General features: G+C 67.6%; 20 protein-coding genes and 1 pseudogene. 15 read left to right on the forward strand and 6 right to left on the reverse strand.

Going from position 1 to position 20,494, the window contains the following annotated elements:
- Window positions 1–106 precede the first annotated feature (106 nt).
- The 4 genes from AC06G6_RS00345 (at window position 107) to AC06G6_RS00360 (ending at window position 5,736) form a co-directional block, all read left to right on the forward strand.
- Window positions 107–871 carry a LamB/YcsF family protein gene (locus AC06G6_RS00345; RefSeq protein ID WP_479825266.1) on the forward strand — a complete coding sequence of 255 codons (765 nt, stop codon included), beginning with the start codon at window positions 107–109 and terminating at the stop codon, window positions 869–871.
- 45 nt (window positions 872–916) lie between these two features.
- A complete protein-coding gene (locus AC06G6_RS00350) occupies window positions 917–2,626 on the forward strand; it encodes a 5-oxoprolinase subunit B/C family protein (protein WP_479825268.1) in 1,710 nt (569 codons plus the stop codon).
- The gene (locus tag AC06G6_RS00355; RefSeq protein WP_479825270.1) at window positions 2,626–4,398 is read left to right on the forward strand and encodes an acetyl/propionyl/methylcrotonyl-CoA carboxylase subunit alpha; all 1,773 of its coding nucleotides are present in this window, start codon (window positions 2,626–2,628) and stop codon (window positions 4,396–4,398) included. The genes AC06G6_RS00350 and AC06G6_RS00355 overlap by 1 nt, the downstream gene beginning before the upstream one ends.
- Window positions 4,399–4,599: 201 nt before the next feature.
- A complete protein-coding gene (locus AC06G6_RS00360) occupies window positions 4,600–5,736 on the forward strand; it encodes an acyl-CoA dehydrogenase family protein (protein ID WP_479825272.1) in 1,137 nt (378 codons plus the stop codon).
- 56 nt (window positions 5,737–5,792) lie between these two features.
- Here AC06G6_RS00360 and AC06G6_RS00365 read toward each other — a convergent pair whose 3' ends face one another.
- Complete coding sequence (locus AC06G6_RS00365) at window positions 5,793–6,671, reverse strand: helix-turn-helix transcriptional regulator (RefSeq protein ID WP_479825274.1); 879 nt, start codon at window positions 6,669–6,671, stop codon at window positions 5,793–5,795.
- Window positions 6,672–6,861: 190 nt separating this feature from the next.
- Between AC06G6_RS00365 and AC06G6_RS00370 the strand changes: the two genes are divergently transcribed.
- The 3 genes from AC06G6_RS00370 (at window position 6,862) to AC06G6_RS00380 (ending at window position 9,178) form a co-directional block, all read left to right on the forward strand.
- Window positions 6,862–7,905: an NAD(P)-dependent alcohol dehydrogenase gene (locus AC06G6_RS00370; RefSeq protein ID WP_479825276.1), complete on the forward strand. Its 1,044-nt coding sequence runs from the start codon at window positions 6,862–6,864 to the stop codon at window positions 7,903–7,905.
- A 125-nt stretch (window positions 7,906–8,030) separates the two neighbouring features.
- Entirely contained in the window at window positions 8,031–8,717 is a 687-nt protein-coding gene (locus tag AC06G6_RS00375; RefSeq protein ID WP_479825278.1) for an HD domain-containing protein, read from the forward strand.
- A gap of 71 nt (window positions 8,718–8,788) precedes the next feature.
- A complete protein-coding gene (locus AC06G6_RS00380) occupies window positions 8,789–9,178 on the forward strand; it encodes a DUF7793 family protein (protein WP_479825280.1) in 390 nt (129 codons plus the stop codon).
- Here the strand turns inward: AC06G6_RS00380 and AC06G6_RS00385 are convergent.
- Window positions 9,175–9,975 carry an IclR family transcriptional regulator gene (locus tag AC06G6_RS00385; RefSeq protein WP_479825282.1) on the reverse strand — a complete coding sequence of 267 codons (801 nt, stop codon included), beginning with the start codon at window positions 9,973–9,975 and terminating at the stop codon, window positions 9,175–9,177. The two genes, AC06G6_RS00380 and AC06G6_RS00385, sit on opposite strands and share 4 nt — an antisense overlap.
- A 121-nt stretch (window positions 9,976–10,096) precedes the next feature.
- On the opposite strand from AC06G6_RS00385, the gene AC06G6_RS00390 reads away from it, so the two are divergent.
- From AC06G6_RS00390 to AC06G6_RS00425, 8 genes and pseudogenes are all read left to right on the forward strand, one after another.
- The gene (locus AC06G6_RS00390; RefSeq protein ID WP_479825284.1) at window positions 10,097–10,600 is read left to right on the forward strand and encodes a tripartite tricarboxylate transporter TctB family protein; all 504 of its coding nucleotides are present in this window, start codon (window positions 10,097–10,099) and stop codon (window positions 10,598–10,600) included.
- 2 nt (window positions 10,601–10,602) lie between these two features.
- Window positions 10,603–12,105 carry a tripartite tricarboxylate transporter permease gene (locus AC06G6_RS00395; RefSeq protein ID WP_479825286.1) on the forward strand — a complete coding sequence of 501 codons (1,503 nt, stop codon included), beginning with the start codon at window positions 10,603–10,605 and terminating at the stop codon, window positions 12,103–12,105.
- A 69-nt stretch (window positions 12,106–12,174) separates the two neighbouring features.
- On the forward strand, window positions 12,175–13,179 hold the full coding sequence (locus AC06G6_RS00400) for a tripartite tricarboxylate transporter substrate binding protein (protein ID WP_479825288.1): 1,005 nt from the start codon (window positions 12,175–12,177) through the stop codon (window positions 13,177–13,179).
- Between the two features lie 30 nt (window positions 13,180–13,209).
- Window positions 13,210–13,839: an RraA family protein gene (locus tag AC06G6_RS00405; RefSeq protein WP_479825290.1), complete on the forward strand. Its 630-nt coding sequence runs from the start codon at window positions 13,210–13,212 to the stop codon at window positions 13,837–13,839.
- Between the two features lie 19 nt (window positions 13,840–13,858).
- A complete protein-coding gene (locus AC06G6_RS00410) occupies window positions 13,859–14,647 on the forward strand; it encodes an NAD(P)-dependent oxidoreductase (RefSeq protein ID WP_479825292.1) in 789 nt (262 codons plus the stop codon).
- A gap of 81 nt (window positions 14,648–14,728) precedes the next feature.
- Window positions 14,729–16,065, forward strand: a pseudogene (locus tag AC06G6_RS00415) (TRAP transporter large permease subunit).
- A gap of 12 nt (window positions 16,066–16,077) precedes the next feature.
- Window positions 16,078–16,335 carry a hypothetical protein gene (locus tag AC06G6_RS00420; RefSeq protein WP_479825294.1) on the forward strand — a complete coding sequence of 86 codons (258 nt, stop codon included), beginning with the start codon at window positions 16,078–16,080 and terminating at the stop codon, window positions 16,333–16,335.
- The gene (locus tag AC06G6_RS00425) at window positions 16,332–17,321 is read left to right on the forward strand and encodes a cyclase family protein (RefSeq protein WP_479825296.1); all 990 of its coding nucleotides are present in this window, start codon (window positions 16,332–16,334) and stop codon (window positions 17,319–17,321) included. Before AC06G6_RS00420 ends, AC06G6_RS00425 begins: the two co-directional genes overlap by 4 nt.
- 69 nt (window positions 17,322–17,390) lie before the next feature.
- Here AC06G6_RS00425 and AC06G6_RS00430 read toward each other — a convergent pair whose 3' ends face one another.
- From AC06G6_RS00430 to AC06G6_RS00445, 4 genes are all read right to left on the reverse strand, one after another.
- Window positions 17,391–17,882: a hypothetical protein gene (locus tag AC06G6_RS00430; protein ID WP_479825298.1), complete on the reverse strand. Its 492-nt coding sequence runs from the start codon at window positions 17,880–17,882 to the stop codon at window positions 17,391–17,393.
- 70 nt (window positions 17,883–17,952) lie between these two features.
- On the reverse strand, window positions 17,953–19,299 hold the full coding sequence (locus AC06G6_RS00435) for a permease prefix domain 1-containing protein (RefSeq protein ID WP_479825300.1): 1,347 nt from the start codon (window positions 19,297–19,299) through the stop codon (window positions 17,953–17,955).
- Complete coding sequence (locus tag AC06G6_RS00440; protein WP_479825302.1) at window positions 19,299–19,661, reverse strand: PadR family transcriptional regulator; 363 nt, start codon at window positions 19,659–19,661, stop codon at window positions 19,299–19,301. The genes AC06G6_RS00435 and AC06G6_RS00440 overlap by 1 nt, the downstream gene beginning before the upstream one ends.
- Before the next feature lie 116 nt (window positions 19,662–19,777).
- Complete coding sequence (locus AC06G6_RS00445) at window positions 19,778–20,491, reverse strand: GAF and ANTAR domain-containing protein (RefSeq protein WP_479825304.1); 714 nt, start codon at window positions 20,489–20,491, stop codon at window positions 19,778–19,780.
- Window positions 20,492–20,494: the final 3 nt, after the last annotated feature.

Here is a 20,494-nt window from a genome sequence, read left to right on the forward strand (position 1 = left end):
GATGCGAATCTACACGATCGTCACATCGTGGAATTGAAGAATTGTTGAACAATTCTGAGATTTGGTGCATCCTAGATAGAGGAACCCCATGAGACGAGGATCACAAATGGCAACCATCGACCTGAACAGCGACGTCGGCGAATCCTACGGACGCTGGAGCCTGGGAGATGACACGGCGATGTTCCGTTCGGTTTCCAGCGCGAACGTGGCCTGCGGATTCCATGCCGGCGACCCCAGCGTGATCCGGAAGACCTGCCGCGAGGCGGTGGCCGCCGGCGTCGTGATCGGCGCCCACGTCGGCTACCGCGACCTCGCAGGTTTCGGCCGCCGCTTCCTGGACATCGACCCGATCGAACTCGCGGACGACGTCGTTTACCAGATCGGCGCGCTGCAGGCCCTGGCCGCGGCGGAAGGCGGCAAGGTCACCTACGTCAAGCCGCACGGCGGTCTGTACAACGCGATTGTGGCTCACACGGCGCAGGCGAAAGCCGTCGTCGACGCCATAAAATCCGTCGACCCGAACCTGCCCATCCTGGGCCTGCCGGGCTCCGAGGTGCTTCGCCTGGCCGAGGCCGCCGGCCTCCGGGCCGTGACCGAAGCCTTCGCGGACCGGGCCTACAACCCGGACGGCACGCTCGTGTCCCGCACCCTGCCAGGCGCCGTCCTGCACGACCATGCGGAGGTCACTGAGCATGTCCTGCGGATGGCCTCCGATTCCGCCGTCCGCACTATTGACGGCTCCATCCTGAAGATCCGCGCAGAGAGCATCTGCGTGCACGGCGATTCCCCGGGAGCCGTCACCATGGCCGCCGCAGTCCGCGCCGCCCTGACCGCCGCCGGCATCAGCACGGCCGCATTCGTCCACGCCTAAGCGGCGCGGACCCCCTCGAAGCACCGCCAACGACGAAGGCAGCTCATGATTGATACAGCAGGGCAAACCCTTGCAGCACAGAAGGTCCGCTCCGTGCGCGCCGTGGGAACCCGCGCGGTACTGGCCGAGCTCTCCGGAACCCCGGACGTGCTGGCCCTGCAGGCACTGCTCGTTGAGAACCCGCTGCCGGGCCAGCTGGACGTCCTCGCCGCGGCGGAGACGGTGCTGGTCACCGCGGATTCGCCGGTATCCGCCCGGCGGATCGCCGCGCGGCTGCTCCGGCTCGACCTCACCGCCCCCGCGCACCGGGAGGGCGAGCTGGTGGTCATCGACACCGTGTACGACGGCGAGGACCTCGCCGAGGTGGGCGAGCTGACCGGCCTCGGAACCGACGGCGTGATCGCGGCCCACACCGGCCAGATCTGGACAGTCGCCTTCGCCGGCTTCGCCCCGGGCTTCGGCTACATGGTGGGCGAAAACCAGCTGCTCGAGGTGCCGCGGCGCAGCTCCCCGCGCACCGCCGTCCCCGCCGGATCGGTGGCGCTGGCCGGGAACTATTCCGCCGTGTACCCGCGCCGTTCGCCCGGAGGCTGGCAGCTGATCGGACGCACCGGCGCCGCCATGTGGGACCTGGACCGGGAACAGCCCGCCCTGGCCGCCCCCGGCCACCAGGTGCAGTACCGCGCGGTCCGCGACATCGTCACGCTGGCGCCGGAGCGCCCTGCCAAGGACCGCGCTGCCCAGATTCCTGCCCCCGAGCTGGCGTCCGGACTGCGGGTCGTTGCGCCGGGGCTGCAGAGCCTGATCCAGGACCTTGGCCGCCACGGCCACTCGGGCCTGGGCGTCTCCGCGGCCGGGGCGCTGGACCGGGCCTCGCTGCGCCGGGCCAACCGCCTGGTCGGGAACGCGCCGTCGGCCGCCGCGGTGGAGACCGTCGCCGGCGGGCTCACGGTGCAGGCCGTCGGGGACCAGGTCCTCGCCGTCGCCGGGGCTCCGTCGGAGCTGACCATCGAGACGCCCCACGACGCCGGCTCCGACGACGTCGACTTTGACGCCGCCGACGAGGCCGGGTCCGGTCCGTCCTGGCGGACCGTCCCGATGGCCACTCCTTTCGCCCTGCTCGACGGCGAAACACTGACCATCGGCGCCCCGGAGAGCGGTTTCCGCAGCTACCTCGCCGTCCGCGGCGGCGTTGACACCACCCCGGTGCTCGGCAGCCGCTCCACCGACACCATGTCCGGGATCGGACCCGCCCCGCTCGCCGCCGGCCAGCTCCTCGCCGCCGGCGGGGAGGCGGAATCCGGCGTCGTCGGCCACCCCGAACTGCAGCCGGAATACCCGGGCACCGGCGTCACCGTGCTCGACGTCGTCCCCGGCCCCCGCGCCGACTGGTTCGATCAGGCGGCGCTGGACTCGTTCACGGCCCAGGACTGGGAAGTGAAGCCGCAGTCCAACCGGGTGGGCATGCGCCTGCAGGGAACCCCGCTGCAGCGCACCCGCCAGGGCGAACTCGCCAGCGAGGGCACCGTCGCCGGCGCCCTGCAGGTCCCGCCGGAAGGACTCCCCGTGCTCTTCCTGGCCGACCACCCGATCACCGGCGGCTACCCGGTGATCGCCGTCGTGGTCGACTCCCAGCTGGACCGCGCCGGCCAGGTCCCGATCGGCGGGAAGATCCGCTTCCGCTGGACCGAATCCACCCTCACCGGGAACGCCACCCCCCAACCCGTCACCCCCGAAAAAGAAGCGAGCTACTGATGCGCAAGGTCCTGATCGCCAACCGCGGTGAAATCGCCGTCCGGATCGCCCGGGCCTGCGACGACGCACAGCTGGCCTCCGTCGCCGTCTACGCGGACATCGACGCCGACGCCCTGCACGTCTCCGCCGCGGACGAGGCCTACGCCCTGGGCGGCAACTCGCCCGCGGACACCTACCTCAACATCCCCAAGCTGCTCGCCGCCGCGGCGGAATCCGGCGCCGACGCCCTCCACCCCGGCTACGGCTTCCTGTCCGAGAACGCCGACTTCGCCCAGGCCGTCCTTGACGCCGGCCTCACCTGGATCGGGCCCACCCCGGACGCCATCCGGCTGCTCGGCAACAAGATCACGGCCCGCGAGACCGCCGTCCGCGCCGGCGCCCCGCTGGTTGCCGGCAGCGACGGCCCGGTGGAATCCGCCGCCGAGGCCCGCGCCTTCGCCGAGCAGCACGGCCTGCCGATCGCCATCAAGGCGGCCTTCGGCGGCGGCGGCCGCGGCATGAAGGTGGTCCGCGCGCTCGACGAGGTCGAGGAAGCCTTCGACTCCGCTGTCCGGGAGGCGGTCGCCGCCTTTGGCCGCGGCGAATGCTTCGTTGAGCGCTACCTCGACCGGCCGCGCCACGTCGAGGCGCAGGTCCTCGCCGACGCGCACGGCAACGTCGTCGTCGTCGGAACCCGCGACTGCTCGCTCCAGCGCCGGCACCAGAAGCTCGTGGAGGAGGCTCCCGCGCCGTTCCTCAGCGACGAACAGACCCGCCAGATCTACGACGCCGCCAAGGCGGTCTGCCGCGCGGCCGGCTACTCCGGCGCCGGCACGGTGGAATTCCTGGTCGCCGCGGACGGCACCGTGGCGTTCCTCGAGGTCAACACCCGCCTGCAGGTGGAGCACCCCATCACCGAGGAAACCACGGGAATCGACCTCGTCCAAGAGCAGTTCCGCATCGCCGCCGGGGAACCGCTGCGCCTCACCGCGGACCCGACACCGCGCGGCCACGCCTTCGAATTCCGGCTCAACGCCGAGGACGTCGGGCGCGGCTTCCTGCCCTCGCCCGGCACCGTCGAGGAGTTCCACGCCCCCACCGGCCCCGGCATCCGGCTCGACACCGGCGTCCGCCCCGGCTCCTTCGTCCCGCCGCAGTTCGACTCGCTGCTGGCAAAACTGATCGTCACCGGCGCCGACCGGCAGCAGGCGCTGCGCCGCGCCCGCCGCGCCCTCGCCGAAATCAGCATCACCGGGGTGGCCACCGTGCTTCCGTTCCACCGCGCCGTGGTCGAATCCCCGGACTTCACCTCCGAAACCGGCCTCGGCATCCACACCCGGTGGATCGAAACGGACTTCGCGGACACCATCGCCGCCGACCCGCGCTTCAGCACCACCGCGCCCGACGGCGAACGCCGCACCATCACCGTCGAGGTGGACGGCCGCCGGATGGCGGTCGGGCTGCCGGCGGACCTGCTGGACGGTTGGGCGCTGTCTACCCGGACTCTGTCCGGCGGCCCCCTGCTGCCCGCCGGGGTGTCCGTGGAAGGGGCGTCCGACGGCGGGGCTGCCGCCCCCCACCCAGGGGAGCTGCGCGCCGGGATGGCCGGGACCGTGGTGAAGTGGCTCGTGGAACCGGGCGCCGAGGTCGTGGCCGGGGACCCCGTCGTCGTGCTGGAGGCAATGAAGATGGAAACCCAGGTCCCGGCCCACCGCGACGGGACCTTGACCGGCCTCCGCGCGGAAGCCGGCGGCGTCGTTACTGCCGGCGCGGTGCTGGCCCTGATCGGATAGCCGCTGATTGCTGCGTGCCGGCCTGCAGCGGCGCGGGTCAGGTTCGCGACGCCGCCTTTCGAGGCCAGTCGGCAAGCAGCGGGGGATCGGGGCCACGTCGGCTCCGGAGGGGGATCGTGAATTAAATGTAGTAGGAAGTCCTAGTAATAATGGGGCCTTCGTACTACATTGAGTCAAAATCTATACTTCGGAGGACTGGGTATGTTTGAACTCAACGAGGACCAGCAGTCGCTGGTTGCGATGGTGCGGGACTTCGCCAACGAGGCTCTGGCACCGAACGCCGCGAAATGGGACGAGACCAAACACTTCCCCGTGGACGTGCTGCGCGAAGCGGGTGCCCTGGGTATGGGCGGCATCTATGTGCAGGAGCAGTTCGGCGGTTCCGGGCTCACGCGCAGCGATGCGGTGCTGATCTTCGAGGAACTGGCCAAGGCTGATCCGACGATTGCCGCCTACATCTCCATCCACAACATGGTGGTCTGGATGATCGACTCGTTCGGCAACGATGAGCAGCGCGCCCAGTGGGTGCCGCAGCTTGCCTCCATGGAAGCCCTGGGCAGCTACTGCCTTACCGAGCCCGGCGCCGGCTCCGACGCTGCCGCGCTGAGCACCAGGGCGGCGCGCGACGGCGAGGAGTACGTGCTGAACGGCGTCAAACAATTCATCTCCGGGGCCGGGTCGTCGAGCTACTACATCGTGATGGCCCGCACCGCCGACACCGGACACCGCGGCATCACGGCCATCGTTGTCCCTGCGGGGACCCCGGGCCTGTCGTTCGGTCCGAACGAGAAAAAGATGGGATGGAACGCCCAGCCGACCCGCCAGGTTATTTTCGACAACGTCCGGGTACCGATTGCCAACCGTCTCGGAGACGAAGGCAGCGGTTTTGGGATCGCGATGAAGGGCCTCAACGGAGGCCGCGTCAACATGGGCGCCTGCTCCCTGGGCGGCGGCCAGACTGCCCTGGACAAGTCGGTGGCCTACCTCAAGGAACGCGAGGCGTTCGGCGGACCGCTGATCAACCAGCAATCCCTGCTGTTCCAGCTGGCCGACATGGAAACAGAGCTAGTGACCGCCCGGACGCTGCTCTGGCGGGCAGCGGTCGCGCTGGACCGCGGCGCGCCCGACGCCGTCAAGCTCTGCGCCATGGCCAAGAGGGTCGCCACGGATGCCGGGTTCAACGTCGCCAACAGCGCTATCCAGCTCCATGGGGGCTACGGCTACCTTTCCGAGTACGGACTGGAGAAGATCGCCCGGGACCTGCGGGTCCACCAGATCCTCGAAGGCAGCAACGAGATCATGCGCCTGATCATCGGCCGCACCGTGGCCGGTACCTAGCCAAGGATGCGGTTATTACCGTTGACAGATGGGCGTTCCCGACAGTCGGCTGCCCCTTAACCCTGCTTCAGCGGTTCCTGAGCTGCCCCCTGGGTCGCGGCCCAGCTGGCCAGCAGCCGCAGCGCGTCCCCGGTGGGAGAACCGGGCTCGGCGGTGTAGACCAGCAGCGACAGCCCGGCGTCGGCCGAGAGGTCCAGGGACTCGTACATGAGGTGGAGGTCGCCCACCACGGGGTGCCGGAAATGCTTGAGCCCGGTGTAGTGCAGGCGCACGTTGTGGGCCGCCCACCGGGTCCGGAACTCCTCACTGCGCGTGGACAGTTCCCCCACCAGGTCGGTCAGGCCGCGGTCATAGGGGTCCCGGCCGGCCTCGGTCCGCAGGATCGCCACCGTGTCATTCGCGGCGCGCTCCCAGTCGGGGTAGAACCCGCGGGAACGGTCGTCCAGGAAGAGGAACCGCGCAAAGTTGGCCGGCCGGGCGGGGCTGCCGTACATCTCGGAGTACATGGCCCGGCCGAGCTGGTTGGCTGCGAGGATGTCCAGGCGCCCGTTGCGAACGAACGCCGGGGCGCTGGTCATCGCGTCGAGCACCAGCTGCACACTCGCCCGGACCGGCTGGGTGGCGGGGCGGCGGCGCTGCGGCTTGCGGGTGGTGCTGGCGGCCCGGGCCAGGTCGAACAGATGGGCCCGCTCCGCCTCATCCAGCTGCAGCGCCCGCGCCAGGGCTTCCAGGACGCCCTCGGAGACTCCGGAGAGGTTTCCGCGCTCCAGCCGGGTGTAATACTCGACACTGACCCCGGCCAGCATGGCGACCTCGCCGCGGCGCAGTCCGGGGACGCGGCGGTTGCCGCCGTAGACGGGTAGACCCGCCTGTTCCGGGGTGATTTTCGCCCGCCGGGTGGCAAGGAAGTCCCGGGTCTCGCTCTGGTTGTCCATACCTTCAACGGTAGAGGGTGCGGCCCCGTAAGGGAGTCCCTGCCAGTACCCCTCACAGCAGAGCCTCCCTCACCGGCAGCCGAGTGGTGTTTGATGGATAGTGCCCCCGATGACGACCGGGCCGAAATGCCGCACCTGACCGGTGCCGGACGCCGGGGCACCCCCCACACCATCCACAAGCAGGAGATCCATGCTTACCGTTAACGCTTACGCCGCCCCCTCCGCGACGGAATCCCTCGTTCCGACCACCATCGAGCGCCGGGACGTTGGCCCGCACGACGTCCTGATCGACATCAAGTTCGCCGGCATCTGCCACTCCGACATCCACACCGTCCGTGGCGACTGGGGCCCCCAGCAGTTCCCCTTGGCACCGGGCCACGAGATCGCCGGCATCGTTTCCGAGGTCGGCTCGGCCGTCACCAAGCACGCCGTCGGCGACCGGGTCGGCGTCGGCTGCATGGTGAATTCCTGCCGCGAGTGCGTCAACTGCCAGAAGGGCGAGGAGCAGTACTGCCTCGCCGGCAACACCGGCACGTACGGCGCGGTGGACCGCGACGGCACGATCACCCAGGGCGGCTACTCCACCCATGTGGTCGTGACCGAGGACTTCGTCGTCCGGATCCCCGAGGGCATCGAGCTCGCCGTCGCCGCGCCGCTGCTCTGCGCCGGCGTCACCACCTACTCGCCGCTGCGCCACTGGGGTGCCGGACCCGGCAAGAAGGTGGCCATCGTGGGACTCGGCGGCCTCGGACACATGGCCGTCAAGCTCGCCCACGCCATGGGCGCCGAGGTGACCGTGCTGTCACAGTCGCTGAAGAAGCAGGAAGACGGCCTGCGCCTCGGCGCGGACCACTACTACGCCACCAGCGACGAAAACACCTTCACGGATCTGGCCGGCTCCTTCGACCTGATCATCAACACCGTCAGCGCGAGCATCGACATCAGCTCCTACCTGCAGCTGCTGAGCCTCGACGGCGCCCTGGTGAACGTGGGCGCACCGGCCGAACCGCTGCCCGTCAACGCGTTCGCCCTGATCATGGGACGCCGGTCCTTCGCCGGATCCATGATCGGCGGCATCCGGGAGACCCAGGAAATGCTCGACTTCTGCGCCGAGCACCAGCTCGGCGCCGAGATCGAGGTCATCCCGGCCGGGAAGATCAACGACGCCTACGAGCGCGTGCTGGCCTCCGACGTGCGGTACCGCTTCGTGATCGACACCTCCACGCTGGGCTAGTCCAGGCCCCGGCGGCAAGGAGTCGGGGAAGGGCCCGTCCGGTGTCAACCGGGCGGGCCCTTCCCGGTTCCGCTGGACGGAAGGCGGTCCTTGCCCGCGGCCGGTTCGGCGGGCACGCTGGCAGAATGACCAAACTGCTGCCGGACGCCAACCTTTCCGGCCTCGACATTTCCGCCGGGATCGAGGCGGAGCCCGACGGCGTCATCGCCCTGGACCCGGACCTGGCCGCCATCTGGAATCTTGCGGCGCCGTACCTGCTGGTCCGCGACAACGACGCCCACACGCTCTACGCCGTCGGACTGGCCCGGGCCCTGCTCGAGGCGCACCCGGAGGCGGATGCCGCCGTCGTGCTCCCCGCGATCATGCTGCACGACATCGGCTGGTCGCAGGTGCCGCCCGCGGAGGTCCTGCAGGCCATTGCGCCCGGCGGCGGCAGGCCGGATCTGGTGCTGCTGCACGAGAAGGAAGGCGCCCGGCTCGCCGCCGGGATCCTCGCCGAGGCGGGATACGACGCCGGGAAAGTGCCGGCCGTCCTGGACATCATCGACGGCCACGACTCCCGCCGCGAGGCGATCTCGATCGAGGATGCGATCGTCAAGGACGCGGACAAGACCTGGCGGCTGAGCCCGCACGGCATCGACACGGTGATGGAGTGGTTCGGCCTGGACCGCGGCCAGGCTCTGCGGCTGTGCAGCCAGCGGGTCCACGGGCATCTCTTTACCGCGGAGGCCCAGTCCATGGCCCGGGCCCTGTCCGCGCTGGAGTCGGTGACGCTGTGGCCGCAGCGGCAGGCGCTGCTGGGCGGGGACTAGGAACGTCTGCGGGGGGCACGCCGGGGCGATGCGGCGGAGCATCGTCCCAGCTCAGGCCTAGAATGAACCCAATGAACCCAATGATCCCTGAGCCAGCTGTCGCCCCCGAAGGGAAGAATTCCCTGCGCGTGCGCGCGGGGATCATTGAATCCGTCTGGCGCCCCGGTTCGTTTGTGGACGTCGACGACGCCAGGGACGCCATGCTGGCCGTGGAACGAATCAGCGGCGGCACTCCGATGCCGATGCTCTCCGAAATGACCGACGTGGAAATCAGCGCCGCAGCCCGGTACGAGTTCGCGCAGACCACGGGCGTGCTGGCCATCGCGGTTCTCGGATCCAGCGCCGTTGACCGCGTGGTAGCCGCCGCCATGAGCCGCCACACCCTGTACCCGCACGAGTTCTTCACCTCCAGGATCGCCGCCATGACCTGGCTGGCGGACGTCGCCAGGGGCCGGGCTTAATACACGGAGCCCTGAAGCAGTTCTGACAGTCTGCCCGCGGCGCGGCGTAGTTCGGGAACGGCTGCTATGAGGGCCGGCTCGGTGGCTGTCTCGACCGGGCTGGTAAGCGCAATGGACTCGCTGGGCCGGCCGGCTCTGTTTGGAACGGCGACGGCGACCGACAGTACGCCGGTGGCGCGCTCGTCGGCGGAGTACGCGTACTCGATCCCCGGCTCGGGCAAGCGGGCGCGCAGCTGCTCGACGGTAAATGTAGGTGCTTCCTGGCCGGCCGCGATGGCGGCGGCCGTCACCTGCTGCAATTCTTCGTCGGTCGCCGACGCCAGCAGAATCTTACCGGCCGCGCCAACCGTCAGCGGCAGCCGTTTACCCAGGGGCAGATCGTAGGTGAGGGGCGATGCGCCGTCGACCCGGGCGACCAGGATTCTTTCAAAGCCCAGCCTCGTATAAAGGGAAACCGTCAGTCCCGTTTGCGCGGCGACCTGCTGGAGAACCGGCCGGGCAGAAACCACGAGCGGATCGTTCTCAAGATAGCTTCGTGCCGCGGGCAGCACGGCAGGCCCGATCCGGTACGACTTGTCCGTCTGGCTGACCATGCCGAAGTCCTGAAGAACGCGCAGGATCCGCAGGGTGGTCGGCAGGCTCATCCCACACGTTCTGGCCAAGTCGCTGAGCCGCTGGGGCCGTTCCGCGCGCTGGAGCTCGGCAAAGACCTCCAGCGCGCGGGAGAGGGAACGCATATTCCCCGCTTTTGGGCCGTCTTCGGCTGAGCCGGCGGAGTGTGTCGATGTCACCGTCATTCTTTCATTCTATGTAATTTCCTTGCGCTTGACAGCGAGTGTGTCTCCTGTCACTATTTCTCTAGACGCAATAATCTTTCATTGTATGAAACTAAGGCTCACGGAAAGTAAGAAGGAAACGATGACAACGGAGTCACTCATAACGAAACCCGAGAGCGCCATCCGGGTCGCTCCCTCGGTGCTGGTGGGTATCGGAGCTTTTGCTGCGGTCGGCGTCTATGTGCTGGTCGGCTCGGTAGAACTCAACCTCTGGACGTCACTGGGCCCCGGACCGGGCTTGTTCCCCTTCGCGATGGGGGCAGTCCTTGTCGCCATGGCCGTTCTCTGGCTGGTCCAGGAGCTGCGCCGCCCCAGCGAAACCGCCGAGGGGGTTGACCGGAGACTGGTGGTCGCCGTCGTGCTGAGCCTGACGATCCTCGCCGCCCTGATGGACCTGCTCGGGTTCCAGCTGAGCATGTTCCTGTTCCTCATGTACCACCTGAGGTTGCGCGGCCGCCGGTCCTGGGTCTCTTCGCTGATCACTGCCCTCGCCGGAAGCGTCGGCGCCTTCTACGCCTTCAATTACGGCCTGAACGTGACGCTGCCCGTTTCCGCCTTCCCGCTGCTGAACACGATCGGACTTTAGACGTGGATACACTCAACGAACTTTTGGGCGGTTTCGCGGCCGCCATGACCTGGCAGAACCTGCTCTTTGCTTTCCTGGGCTGCCTCCTCGGGACCATCATCGGGGTCCTGCCCGGAATCGGTCCCGTCGCCGGTGTGGCGCTCCTGATCCCCCTCACGATGAACCTGGACGCGACCGGTGCGATCATCATGCTGTGTGCCATCTTCTACGGCACCGCCTACGGGGGAACCATCACCAGCGTGCTGCTGAACACCCCCGGTGAAGCAGCCTCTGCAATCACGACCATCGACGGCTACGCGATGACAAAGGTGGGCAAGGCGGGGGCGGCACTGACCATCGCCGCCGTCGGATCCTTTGTCGGCGGAACGATCGCGACCATCGGTCTCGTCGCAGCCGCGAAACCCCTCGGGGAACTGGGCCTGCTCGTCGGACCGCCGGAATTCTTCGCCCTGATGGTGGTCGGCATATCCCTGCTCGTCGCACTGGCCGGCAAGTCAATGGTCAAAGCGGTCATCTCCGGTGCGCTGGGCCTGCTGATCGCCATGGTCGGCATCGACCCCGTCGCCGGCGCCCCGCGGTTCACTTTCGGCATGGACAGGCTCCTGGACGGAGTCAGCTTCGTCGCCGTGATCGTGGGCGTCTTCGGACTCTCGGAACTCCTGTCCCACCGCAAAGACACCGCGACCCCCACGGTGCACGCACCGAACATGCGCTCGCTGCTTCCCACCGGGAAGGAATGGCGCCGGAGCGCCCCGGCCATGGCCCGCGGCACGGGCATCGGCTTCGGCCTGGGCCTCATCCCGGGCATGACCGGTTCCGTGTCCTCCCTGCTGGCGTACGGCGCCGAAAAGAAGTTCTCCCGCCACCGCAACCAACTGGGCAAGGGCGCCATTGAAGGTGTCGCCGGTCCCGAAACAGCCAACAACGCCCACGCGAACGCCGCACTGATCCCGCTGTTCACCCTGGGCATCCCGGCATCACCGACGATCGCCGTGCTGATGGGAGCCTTCCTTCAACAGGGCCTCACACCGGGCCCGACCCTCTTCACCGAACACTCCGAAATCGCCTGGGCGATCATCGCCAGCCTGTTCATCGGAAACCTCCTCCTGCTGGTTCTGAATGTCCCCCTGGTCGGTCTCTGGACCTCCATCCTCCGGGTACCGTCAACGATCCTGACGCCTCTCATCCTGCTCTTTATGGTCATCGGCGCCTACACGATCAACTTCAGCGTCTTCGACGTCTTCGTGATGATCGGCTTCGGTCTCCTCGGACTCGCCCTGCGCCACCTGGATATCCCGCTGGCCCCCATGGTGCTGACCCTGGTCCTCGGACCCCTCATGGAGCGCTCCCTGCGGGAGTCCCTCGAAATCTCCCAGGGCGACTTCGGCATCTTCACCAGCCGCCCCATCTCCGCGGTCCTCATCGGCCTCGGCATCCTGATCGTCGTCAGCCCGCTGCTCAAGTTCCGCAAGCCCAAGGCACTGAACGAAGACCCCGAAACGTAAACCGCCGGGATGTCCGGCTGTTCACACCCTGCACCTGCACCACCAAATTCACTTCAAAGGAGAAGAACAATGATCACCCGTTCACGCATCGCCGCTGCCTTCGCGGCAGCAACCCTGATCGCACTCACCGGCTGCGGCGCCAACGCCGGAGCCGCCAACACCGCCGCTGACGACTTCCCGAAAAAGGGCAAGTCCATCGACCTCGTCGTGGCCTTCGCCTCAGGTGGCGCCGTCGACACCGCCGCCCGGCTCATCCAGCCGATCCTGGAAAAGGAACTCGGCACCAACGTCGAGGTCATCAACAAGCCCGGCGCCGGCGGACAGATCGGCTACACACAGCTGACCAGCGCCAAACCCGATGGGTACACCATTGCCGCGACCGGTTCCCCCTCGGTGGTCGTCTCGCCCCTGGATCCCGCCCGCGGTGCCAAATACACCCGCGACAGCTTCCAGCCCCTCGGCCGGCAGGTCATCGACCCCGCCGTCATCGCCGTCCAGCCCGACAGCCCCTACCAGACGCTGAAGGACCTCCTGGACGCCGCCAAGGCCGATCCCAAGTCCATGACCGCCAGCACCACCGGCCTGCAGACCGGTGAGCACTTCGCCATGGCGCAGATCCAGGAAGCCACCGGCGCCGAGTTCGCACCGGTCCACTTCTCCGAGGGCGCATCGCAGGCCACTACGGCGTTCCTCGGCAAGCACGTGGACATCCTCGTCGCCAACGTCAGCGACGTGACCGACCTGACCAAACAGGGCAAGGCGCGGGTGCTGGGCGTCATGACAGCTGAGAGGTCCCCGTCGTTGCCGGACGTTCCCACGTTCAAGGAATCCGGCTACGAAGTTGAGGCAGGCACCGTCCGCGGCTACTCTGCCCCGGCCGGGCTGCCGGACGCCGTAGCCAAGAAGCTCGAAGCTGCCATCCAGAAGGCCATCGAAGGCCCGTCCGTCGTGCAGAAGATGAACGACCTTGGCCTGCAGACCAGCTACCTCTCCGGCGAAGACTACAAGCAGTTCTGGGCGGGACAGGAAGAGGACTTCAAGAAGGTCCTCCCGCTGGTTCAGAAAACCGACTAGTCCCCACGCGTATCCCGACGGAAGAATCTCATGACAATCCCAGCAATTGACACTATAGACACCGACTTTCCCCGCCCAGACCGGGACGTCGTCGAACGGCTCGCCAAGCTGCCGGCCGCCAACATCGGCGACGCTATGGACCGCCTCGGCGTCGCACACTCCGCGATCCAGGCCATCTGGCCCGGAGCCCTCCTTGCCGGGCCCGCCTTTACAGTCTGGACCCGTCCCGGAGACAACCAGGGCATCCACCGGGCACTGGAATTCGCCCGCCCGGGAGACGTCATTGTTGTCGCCGGAGGCGGGGATGAATCCCGCGCCCTCCTCGGTGAACTCATCGGTGAGCGGGCGATCAACCTCGGCATCGCCGGCTTCGCCCTGGACGGGGCGGCACGCGACGCCGAAGCCCTCGCAGAAATCGGCATGCCGGTCTTCGCCCGTGCCACGACCCCCGCAGGACCCTACAAGAACGGACCCTCCCGTCTGGGGACGCCCATCTCATTCGGCGGAATCCCCGTCCTTCCGGGCGACGTCATCATTGGCGACTCCGACGGCGTGGTGGTCATTCCCCGGGAACAGGCAGCCGCAGTAGCCGAAGCCGCGGAAGCAGTCTTCGCGGACGAAACCAACCGCCGGCGAGCCATCGTCGCGGCCCGACACTAAGAAAGAAAGGCAGAAACTCATGACAGCGTGCACCGTCATAGGGCTCGGCGAAGCCGGAGCCACCTACGCCGCGGCCCTCACCGCCGCCGGCCACACGGTCACCGGGTTTGATCCCGTTGCCCCGACCACTCCTGCCGGCGTCACCCGGGCAGCTACCGCCGCCGAAGCCTGCGCCGGGGCCGACGTCGTCCTGGTCCTCACCGGAGCGGGCGCCGCGCGAGCCGTGGCGCGGGAGTGCCTGCCGGTCCTGCCCGCCGGCAGCTGCTACGCCGACTTCACCTCATCCTCCCCGCAGGTCATGAGCGAACTCGGCCAGCTTCCCAGCCGGGCAGCCTTCGCCGACGTCGCCATCCTCGGACCGGTGCCCACGCTGGGAGCGAAGACGCCCCTCATGGTGAGCGGGCCCGGATCCAAGGCTGTCGCTGACCTTCTGGCCCCGGTCGGTGCGGAAATCGAAATCGCCGATGGTGGGCCGGGTGCGGCCATGGCCCACAAACTCCTCCGCAGCGTGCTGATGAAAGGCCTGGCCTCCGTGGTCGTCGAAGCGGTCACCGCGGGCCGGGCGGCCGGGCTCGAACAGTGGATCCGGGCTCAAATCGCAGGGCAACTGGCCGGAGACGGCCAGGCGGTCATCGACCGGTTCCTCACCGGCACCGCCAAGCATGCCCTGCGCCGCTCCAAGGAAATGCAGGACACTGCAAGCTACCTGTCGGACCTCGGCGTGCCGGCCGAGATGACGTCCGCCTCCGCTGCCGCCCTGACCCGCATGGCCGAGGAAACGGCACCGGCGGCCGCGGCCTTGCGCTGACCCCGTCGTCCGGCAAAATCAGGGACAATAGCGAGCGATGAACCTTGCAGCAGCAAGAATTTCCCCGGCAGGAGCGGCAACATGATCGGCATCTGGGCCCTGGGAGCCTACCTGGCCGTCATCCTGCTCTGGACGACACTGCTCAAGCGCAGCGTCGGGGAAGCCATGATCCTCGGCTTCATCGTGGTGCTTCCCTTCACTGGAGCCTCCGCCGCACAAATCGGGGGGGCAGCGCTGTACGCGGCCGTGACCGATGAAATCGTCTACGCGACCATGGCGTTCGTCTTCATGGGGTACCTGCTGGACAAGACCGGAGTGCTGGACCGGCTCATCGACCTGCTGAACTCGCTGATCGGCGGCGTCAAGGGCGGCCCCGCCTGGGTCTCCACCGTGGCGTCCGCCGGCCTCGGCGGGGTCGTCCACAACCAGGCGGCCATTGCCGCGACCGTCGGCTCCGTCACCATCCCCTGGATGGAGAAATCCCGGCTCGACAGGCCTTCGGCCGCGACACTCGTCGCCGGTAACGCCGGGATGGGCATCACCTTCCCGTTCAGCGCGTCGATGTTCGTCCTCGTCGGCTCGGCCACAGTCGGGCCCCTGCTGGATGTCGACACCTCGTCCTTCCCCTGCTCATCGGGGGTCTGTGGTGCTTCCTGCACCGGCTGATCGTCACGTGGCTGCTGATCCGCAAGAGCGGGATGGCCCCGCTGGATGCCGCACACCGGCTGCCCGTCCGGGCAGCGTTCGGCCGCGGATGGGCCACGATGCTGCTGTTCGTCGTCGTGGCCATCCCGCTGACCATCACCTCCGGCGCCGTCGCCACGGCACTGTCGGACTGGACCGGCGGGGATGTCACCCAGTCCGTCAGTGTCATCGTCTGGATCCCGGTGGTCCTCATCATTACGGGGGCGCTGCTCGGCAGAAAGAGGCTGCCTGGCAGCGGCCGGGCCTGGTGGGCGCTGCTGCAAAACTCCGCCCCGAGATTCGGTATCGTCGGCGTCACCGTCGTTTTCGCCTTCGCCGGAGCCAACGCCCTCGCCGCCACCGGCCTCCCCGAGCAGATGACCACTGTGCTCAACCAGATGAACCTGCCCCTGTGGCTGCTGGCCATCCTGATCGGCCTGATCGTCATTGCCGTCGCCGCCCCGCTGTCAGCGACGGCCACGATGGCCGCCGTCGGAACCGTCGGCGTCGCCACCCTCGTTGCCGCCGGCGTTCCGGCGACCACGGCGGCCGTTGCCGTGCTGGTCTTTTCCTCCTGCGAAGCAGCGGTTCCCCCCGGAGGCGCGCCGCTCTACGTGGCGTGCGGCATCGCAGACGTCGACCCCGTCAAAACCTTCGCCCGCCTGCTCACCCACTACGCCCTGCCGCTGCTCGGCATCGGTGTACTGATCATCGTCGGCGTCCTGCCGGTCTAAGGAACCTAAACCATGCACCAGATCAGACGGACCACCGAGATCATCTTCGTCCTGACCCTCGCAGCACTCCTGCTTGGGGGAGTGGTGCTGGTGGCCGTCCAAGCCATCGCCCTAATCGCCGGTCGGGGCGCATGGCTGGAATTCCTTACCGATTCCGTCAAGACGCCGATGTGCATCGCGGCCTCCATGTGCGCGATCGCCGGCTTCCTGCTTAATTACCAGCGTCACCAGAAACAAGGACAGACCCCCCAGAAAGCAACGTCGCGATGACAGAATCCACGGACGACGGGACCTACCCAACCTTTGCCGAGTTGCTCGAGAGGGAGGGCAAGCTCGTCGGCACCTCGTGGGGACTGTTCTCCGAACCCGACCGGGGAACGCCGACCTTCATCAGACCCGACGCCGTCCTGGAGGCCAAGAACTGCATCAGGACCGGCACGGTCTTCGGCCTGGACTACCCGGCCGACGCCTTCGATCCCGGAATGTCACTCAAACGCAGGGCGCCCCGGCACACCATCTACTCCGCGCACCCGGCACACCGGGACGACTTCCTGGACGGATACTACCTTCAGGGATCCACACAAATCGACGGGCTCAGGCACCGCCGGGCAGACGATGTCGGCTTCTACAACGGCACGCCGGATGACCGCATCAAGGAGGGCACACCGGACCTTGGCATCCAGGAATGGGCAGACAACCCCATCGCCGGCAGGGCGTTGCTTGTCGACCTCGACGGCTACCGCACCGGCCAGGGCATACCCATCGACCACGCCGGGGGCGAACCCCTCAGCTTCGACCTGATCCAGTCCGCCGTCCGGGCCCAATCCCTCACCATCCGGCCCGGAGACATCCTCATGCTCCACACCGGCTGGTGCGAATGGTTCCTGGCGCTGACCTCAGAGGACAAGCAACGGACCCGGGACAACCGACGGGCCACCGGCGTCGCCCAATCGGAGGAATTCGTCGCCTGGGCGTGGGACCACCGCCTCGCACTGCTCGCCGCCGACAACTTCGCCTTCGAATGCCTGCCGGCCATATCCGGAAGCCCCTTCCGGCATTCCGCCCCGAACGACCACGGCATGATGCACCAGCAACTCCTTGCCAAACTGGGCATGCCCCTGGGCGAACTCTGGCGGCTCGGACCGCTCAGCCGGTACATGAAAAAGACGGGCAACTGGGACGCCTTCGTCAGCATCAAACCACTGAACATCACCGGGGGAACCGGATCCCCTGCCAACGCCACGGCGGTGGTCTGATCGCCGGCGGCTGAGCTTTCGGCGTTGCGCTCGTCCTGGCAGAGTTGTCCTCAACGCCGACGGCCTAGATCACCCTCCGAGTACCCGTTCGTCCCCGGCCCCGCCCGCGGAGACTCCGCTCAGGGTCTCGATGTAATCCAGCGTTTTCGGACTGACGTGCCGCACGGCCGCAAGGGCCTCCCGAAGAACGGATCGCCTGGCCGGGTCACCGAGTGCGCCTCGGAGTTCCCTGACCGTCTCGATGCCCTGGCCCTCGAACACGCGGGTGATGTCCTCGACCTGGGCCAGGCGGCCCGGCGAGGGCCAGTCGATAACTTCCGAGAGCTTGCCCGTACCGAGGTGCCGCCGGAATCCGCTGGTCGTGGCGGCATCCGGCCAGGCCGCAATGAGAGCGTCGACGCGCGGCTTGACGGTCTCGTGGTAGTTCTGCCGTCGCTGCAACGTGGCATCGACGATGATGGCCCCGATGTGGTCCCAGCCACGGCTGGTTTCGGTCGAGGCGTCTGCGCCGTGTGAGTCAGCTGGCGCCGGTTGGTTGGCGGCATCATTATCGCTAGTCATAAGTGAATACTTCCATGTGTCGTCATTCTCAGCCGCGACCGAGGTCCATGGCCCCTGAGGAGGGGGCCGGTCAGGCGAAGCCGAATATGGGCGGGAAGGCCAGGACAACGAGGGCTGCCCAGGCGCCGTAGACCGGCAGGTACCCTGTTTGCCAGCGCTCGACCGCGGCAAAAGGGCGTCGGCCGCGCAGGAATCCAACCGCGAGCCAAGCCGCACGGAGCAGGTGCACCAGCAGCAGAATATTCAGGCCGAGTGCCGCGACCTTGTTGGGGCTGTAGCCGAACTCGGCGATTCGGGTCAGCATCGCAGTGAGCATCACTGCATCCAGGGCAAGCGCCGCGACCACGAGGACCAACTGCAGGGCATCAAACAGTCCGGGGGCCGAAAGCGAGTCGCGGGCGGAAATCGAGTAGAGCAGCAGGCACAGGACCAGCACGAGGATAGCGTCCATAAGAATCAGCAGGTTCCGGTCGACATCGACCAGTCCACCTGCGGTGGCAAGCACGGGCAGAAGGACCAGCAGCATGACAACGGTCAGGGGCGTGAAAACACGGGTCAGGACCGGGGCGATGTTTTCAACGACCTGCTGCTTGGCTTCGACCAGCCAGGTCGCGACCAGGAGCGCGCCGGGCATCGCGAGCGGAAGGATCCAGCCCTCCAAAACTGGCTCGAAGTCGGCGCCAATGGCCTGGAAGGTCGCGGATGTCAGTGCGATCAGGACTGCGCCGCCGAGGGCAAGCAGCGTGTAGTAGATCGCGAGCTCGCCGGTAAATCGGACGAAGTCCATGCGTCGCTTGTCGGACCGCCACCTCCCGCCGACGTAGGCCACTCCTACCAGCAACCACAGGATGACCGGTGCGTGCAGCGCGGCGAGCATCTGGGTGGCACCGTCTTGCGCGAACGGGTAAACGTTGAGTACGACTGCCAGAACAACAACTGAAATGCAGAGTGTCGCTGCCACCGCGCCGGTGAGCCGGCGCTTCCACGCGAAGTACGCGGCCAGGAACGGGAAGACGAGCAGGCCCAGGCTGCGCGTCAGCACGGCGTCGTCGATCCACGCAAATCCGGCCTTGACCGCCAAGCCCGCCCCGACGGCGAGTGTGAGCACGACGGCCAGCTCGCGCCACGGTGATGTGCCGGCGTCGTTGGAACCTTCCGGCACCAGAACGAGCTGCTTCCACAGCCGCTCGGAATGTTCGCGGGCAAACTCGTGTGAGACGGCGTCGAGGTTGCCCAGACGTTTGATGGCGACGAGGAAGGCCTCGTCGTCATCGAGGCCCGTCGCCTGCCGGTCGGCGATCTGCTCACGCAGGTGGTCTTCCAGCTCTTCGACGTCGGCGGGAGAGATCGCCTGCCTTCGCTGGACGTAGCCGCGCCACCGGTCGATCTGGGCCTCCAGCTCAGCGTGCGGTGTCATCACGCCCACCCCTCAACCGGGGCAGCAGGCCGCGGCGTGGACTGCCACACCTGCCGCAGCGCGTCGGCGACCACGGCCCACTGCTCCTGCCGGTCGGCGAGGGCGTCCCGGCCGGCTGGCGTGATGGCATAGTGTTTGCGCCGGCGCCCGGCATCGGACGTGCCCCACGACGACGACACGTAGCCGAGCCGCTCGAGCCGGTGGAGCAGTGGGTAGAGCATCCCGTCGGTCCACTGCATGCCACCGCCGGACAGCTCACCGACGCGTTTGAGGATCGCGTAGCCGTAGAGGTCGCCCTCCGTCAGGATGCCTAGCACCAGCGGCGTGGCTGAAGCTGCGACGAGGTCTTTGTCGATGCGCACTGAAACCCCCATACCTAGAACTGAAGGGTATCAACCTAGCAGATCTATGTATAGGAGGTGGCCTTCGTGTTATGCCCGGGCCTCCCGCAACGGGGCCGGCCAGCGAGTTGGTGGTGTTACAGGCTAATTTTGCGGCTGATGACCTTGTCCGCTGTTTCGTAGATGGTCTGGTTGTGGGCGCGGGCATAGCCGCGCAGCAGCGCGAAGGCCGCGCTCATGTCGACGTTGGAGGTGTGGGCGATCACGCCCTTGGCCTGTTCGATCAGGATGCGGCTGTTCAGGGCGCGCTGCAGCTGTTCGTTGATCAGGGCGCTTTCCCTCGCGGCGCGTTCCTGCAGCAGGGTAATCGTTGCCACGTCAGCGAAGGCCTGGGCAATCGCGGCGTCGTCGGCGGTGAGGGGGCCGGGCTCGTGGCCAAAAAGGTTCAGGGCACCGATGGTGCGGCTGCGCAGGCGCATGGGGACCGCGTGCAGGGACCGGAACCCCTGGGACAGCGCCGAGGACTGGAAGAGGGGCCACCGGGATCCCTGCGCCGCGATGTCGTCAATCGTCACCACGGCTCCGGTCCGGTAGCAGTCCACGCACGGCCCCGCGCCGGCCTCGAGCTGGAGGACTTCCACGAGCTGGCTTTCCTCGCTCGTTGAGGCCATGACCTGGAGGTCCCCGGCCGGATCGACCAGCACGAGCCCTGCGGCGGCGGCGTCAAGAATGCCAACTGATTCATCCACCAGCGTGTGGAGGAGGTCGAAGACGTCGTAGTCCGCCACTAATGTGTCCGCTATCTTGACGAAAGCGGCACTCACGCGTCCTGCGCGGCTTATCATCGCCATACC

The organism is Arthrobacter sp. CJL-S3, from assembly GCF_056711635.1.

What these genes read in the sequence shown, in the direction of transcription:
- AC06G6_RS00345 (WP_479825266.1), top strand. Translation starts at nt 107, where the DNA reads ATGGCAACCATCGACCTGAACAGCGACGTCGGCGAATCCTACGGACGC.
- AC06G6_RS00410 (WP_479825292.1), top strand. Translation starts at nt 13,859, where the DNA reads ATGACAGCGTGCACCGTCATAGGGCTCGGCGAAGCCGGAGCCACCTAC.
- AC06G6_RS00435 (WP_479825300.1), bottom strand. Translation starts at nt 19,299, where the DNA reads ATGACACCGCACGCTGAGCTGGAGGCCCAGATCGACCGGTGGCGCGGC.
- AC06G6_RS00385 (WP_479825282.1), bottom strand. Translation starts at nt 9,975, where the DNA reads ATGACGGTGACATCGACACACTCCGCCGGCTCAGCCGAAGACGGCCCA.
- AC06G6_RS00355 (WP_479825270.1), top strand. Translation starts at nt 2,626, where the DNA reads ATGCGCAAGGTCCTGATCGCCAACCGCGGTGAAATCGCCGTCCGGATC.
- AC06G6_RS00425 (WP_479825296.1), top strand. Translation starts at nt 16,332, where the DNA reads ATGACAGAATCCACGGACGACGGGACCTACCCAACCTTTGCCGAGTTG.
- AC06G6_RS00350 (WP_479825268.1), top strand. Translation starts at nt 917, where the DNA reads ATGATTGATACAGCAGGGCAAACCCTTGCAGCACAGAAGGTCCGCTCC.
- AC06G6_RS00400 (WP_479825288.1), top strand. Translation starts at nt 12,175, where the DNA reads ATGATCACCCGTTCACGCATCGCCGCTGCCTTCGCGGCAGCAACCCTG.
- AC06G6_RS00445 (WP_479825304.1), bottom strand. Translation starts at nt 20,491, where the DNA reads ATGGCGATGATAAGCCGCGCAGGACGCGTGAGTGCCGCTTTCGTCAAG.
- AC06G6_RS00380 (WP_479825280.1), top strand. Translation starts at nt 8,789, where the DNA reads ATGAACCCAATGATCCCTGAGCCAGCTGTCGCCCCCGAAGGGAAGAAT.
- AC06G6_RS00375 (WP_479825278.1), top strand. Translation starts at nt 8,031, where the DNA reads ATGACCAAACTGCTGCCGGACGCCAACCTTTCCGGCCTCGACATTTCC.
- AC06G6_RS00360 (WP_479825272.1), top strand. Translation starts at nt 4,600, where the DNA reads ATGTTTGAACTCAACGAGGACCAGCAGTCGCTGGTTGCGATGGTGCGG.
- AC06G6_RS00430 (WP_479825298.1), bottom strand. Translation starts at nt 17,882, where the DNA reads ATGACTAGCGATAATGATGCCGCCAACCAACCGGCGCCAGCTGACTCA.
- AC06G6_RS00365 (WP_479825274.1), bottom strand. Translation starts at nt 6,671, where the DNA reads ATGGACAACCAGAGCGAGACCCGGGACTTCCTTGCCACCCGGCGGGCG.
- AC06G6_RS00420 (WP_479825294.1), top strand. Translation starts at nt 16,078, where the DNA reads ATGCACCAGATCAGACGGACCACCGAGATCATCTTCGTCCTGACCCTC.
- AC06G6_RS00390 (WP_479825284.1), top strand. Translation starts at nt 10,097, where the DNA reads ATGACAACGGAGTCACTCATAACGAAACCCGAGAGCGCCATCCGGGTC.
- AC06G6_RS00370 (WP_479825276.1), top strand. Translation starts at nt 6,862, where the DNA reads ATGCTTACCGTTAACGCTTACGCCGCCCCCTCCGCGACGGAATCCCTC.
- AC06G6_RS00405 (WP_479825290.1), top strand. Translation starts at nt 13,210, where the DNA reads ATGACAATCCCAGCAATTGACACTATAGACACCGACTTTCCCCGCCCA.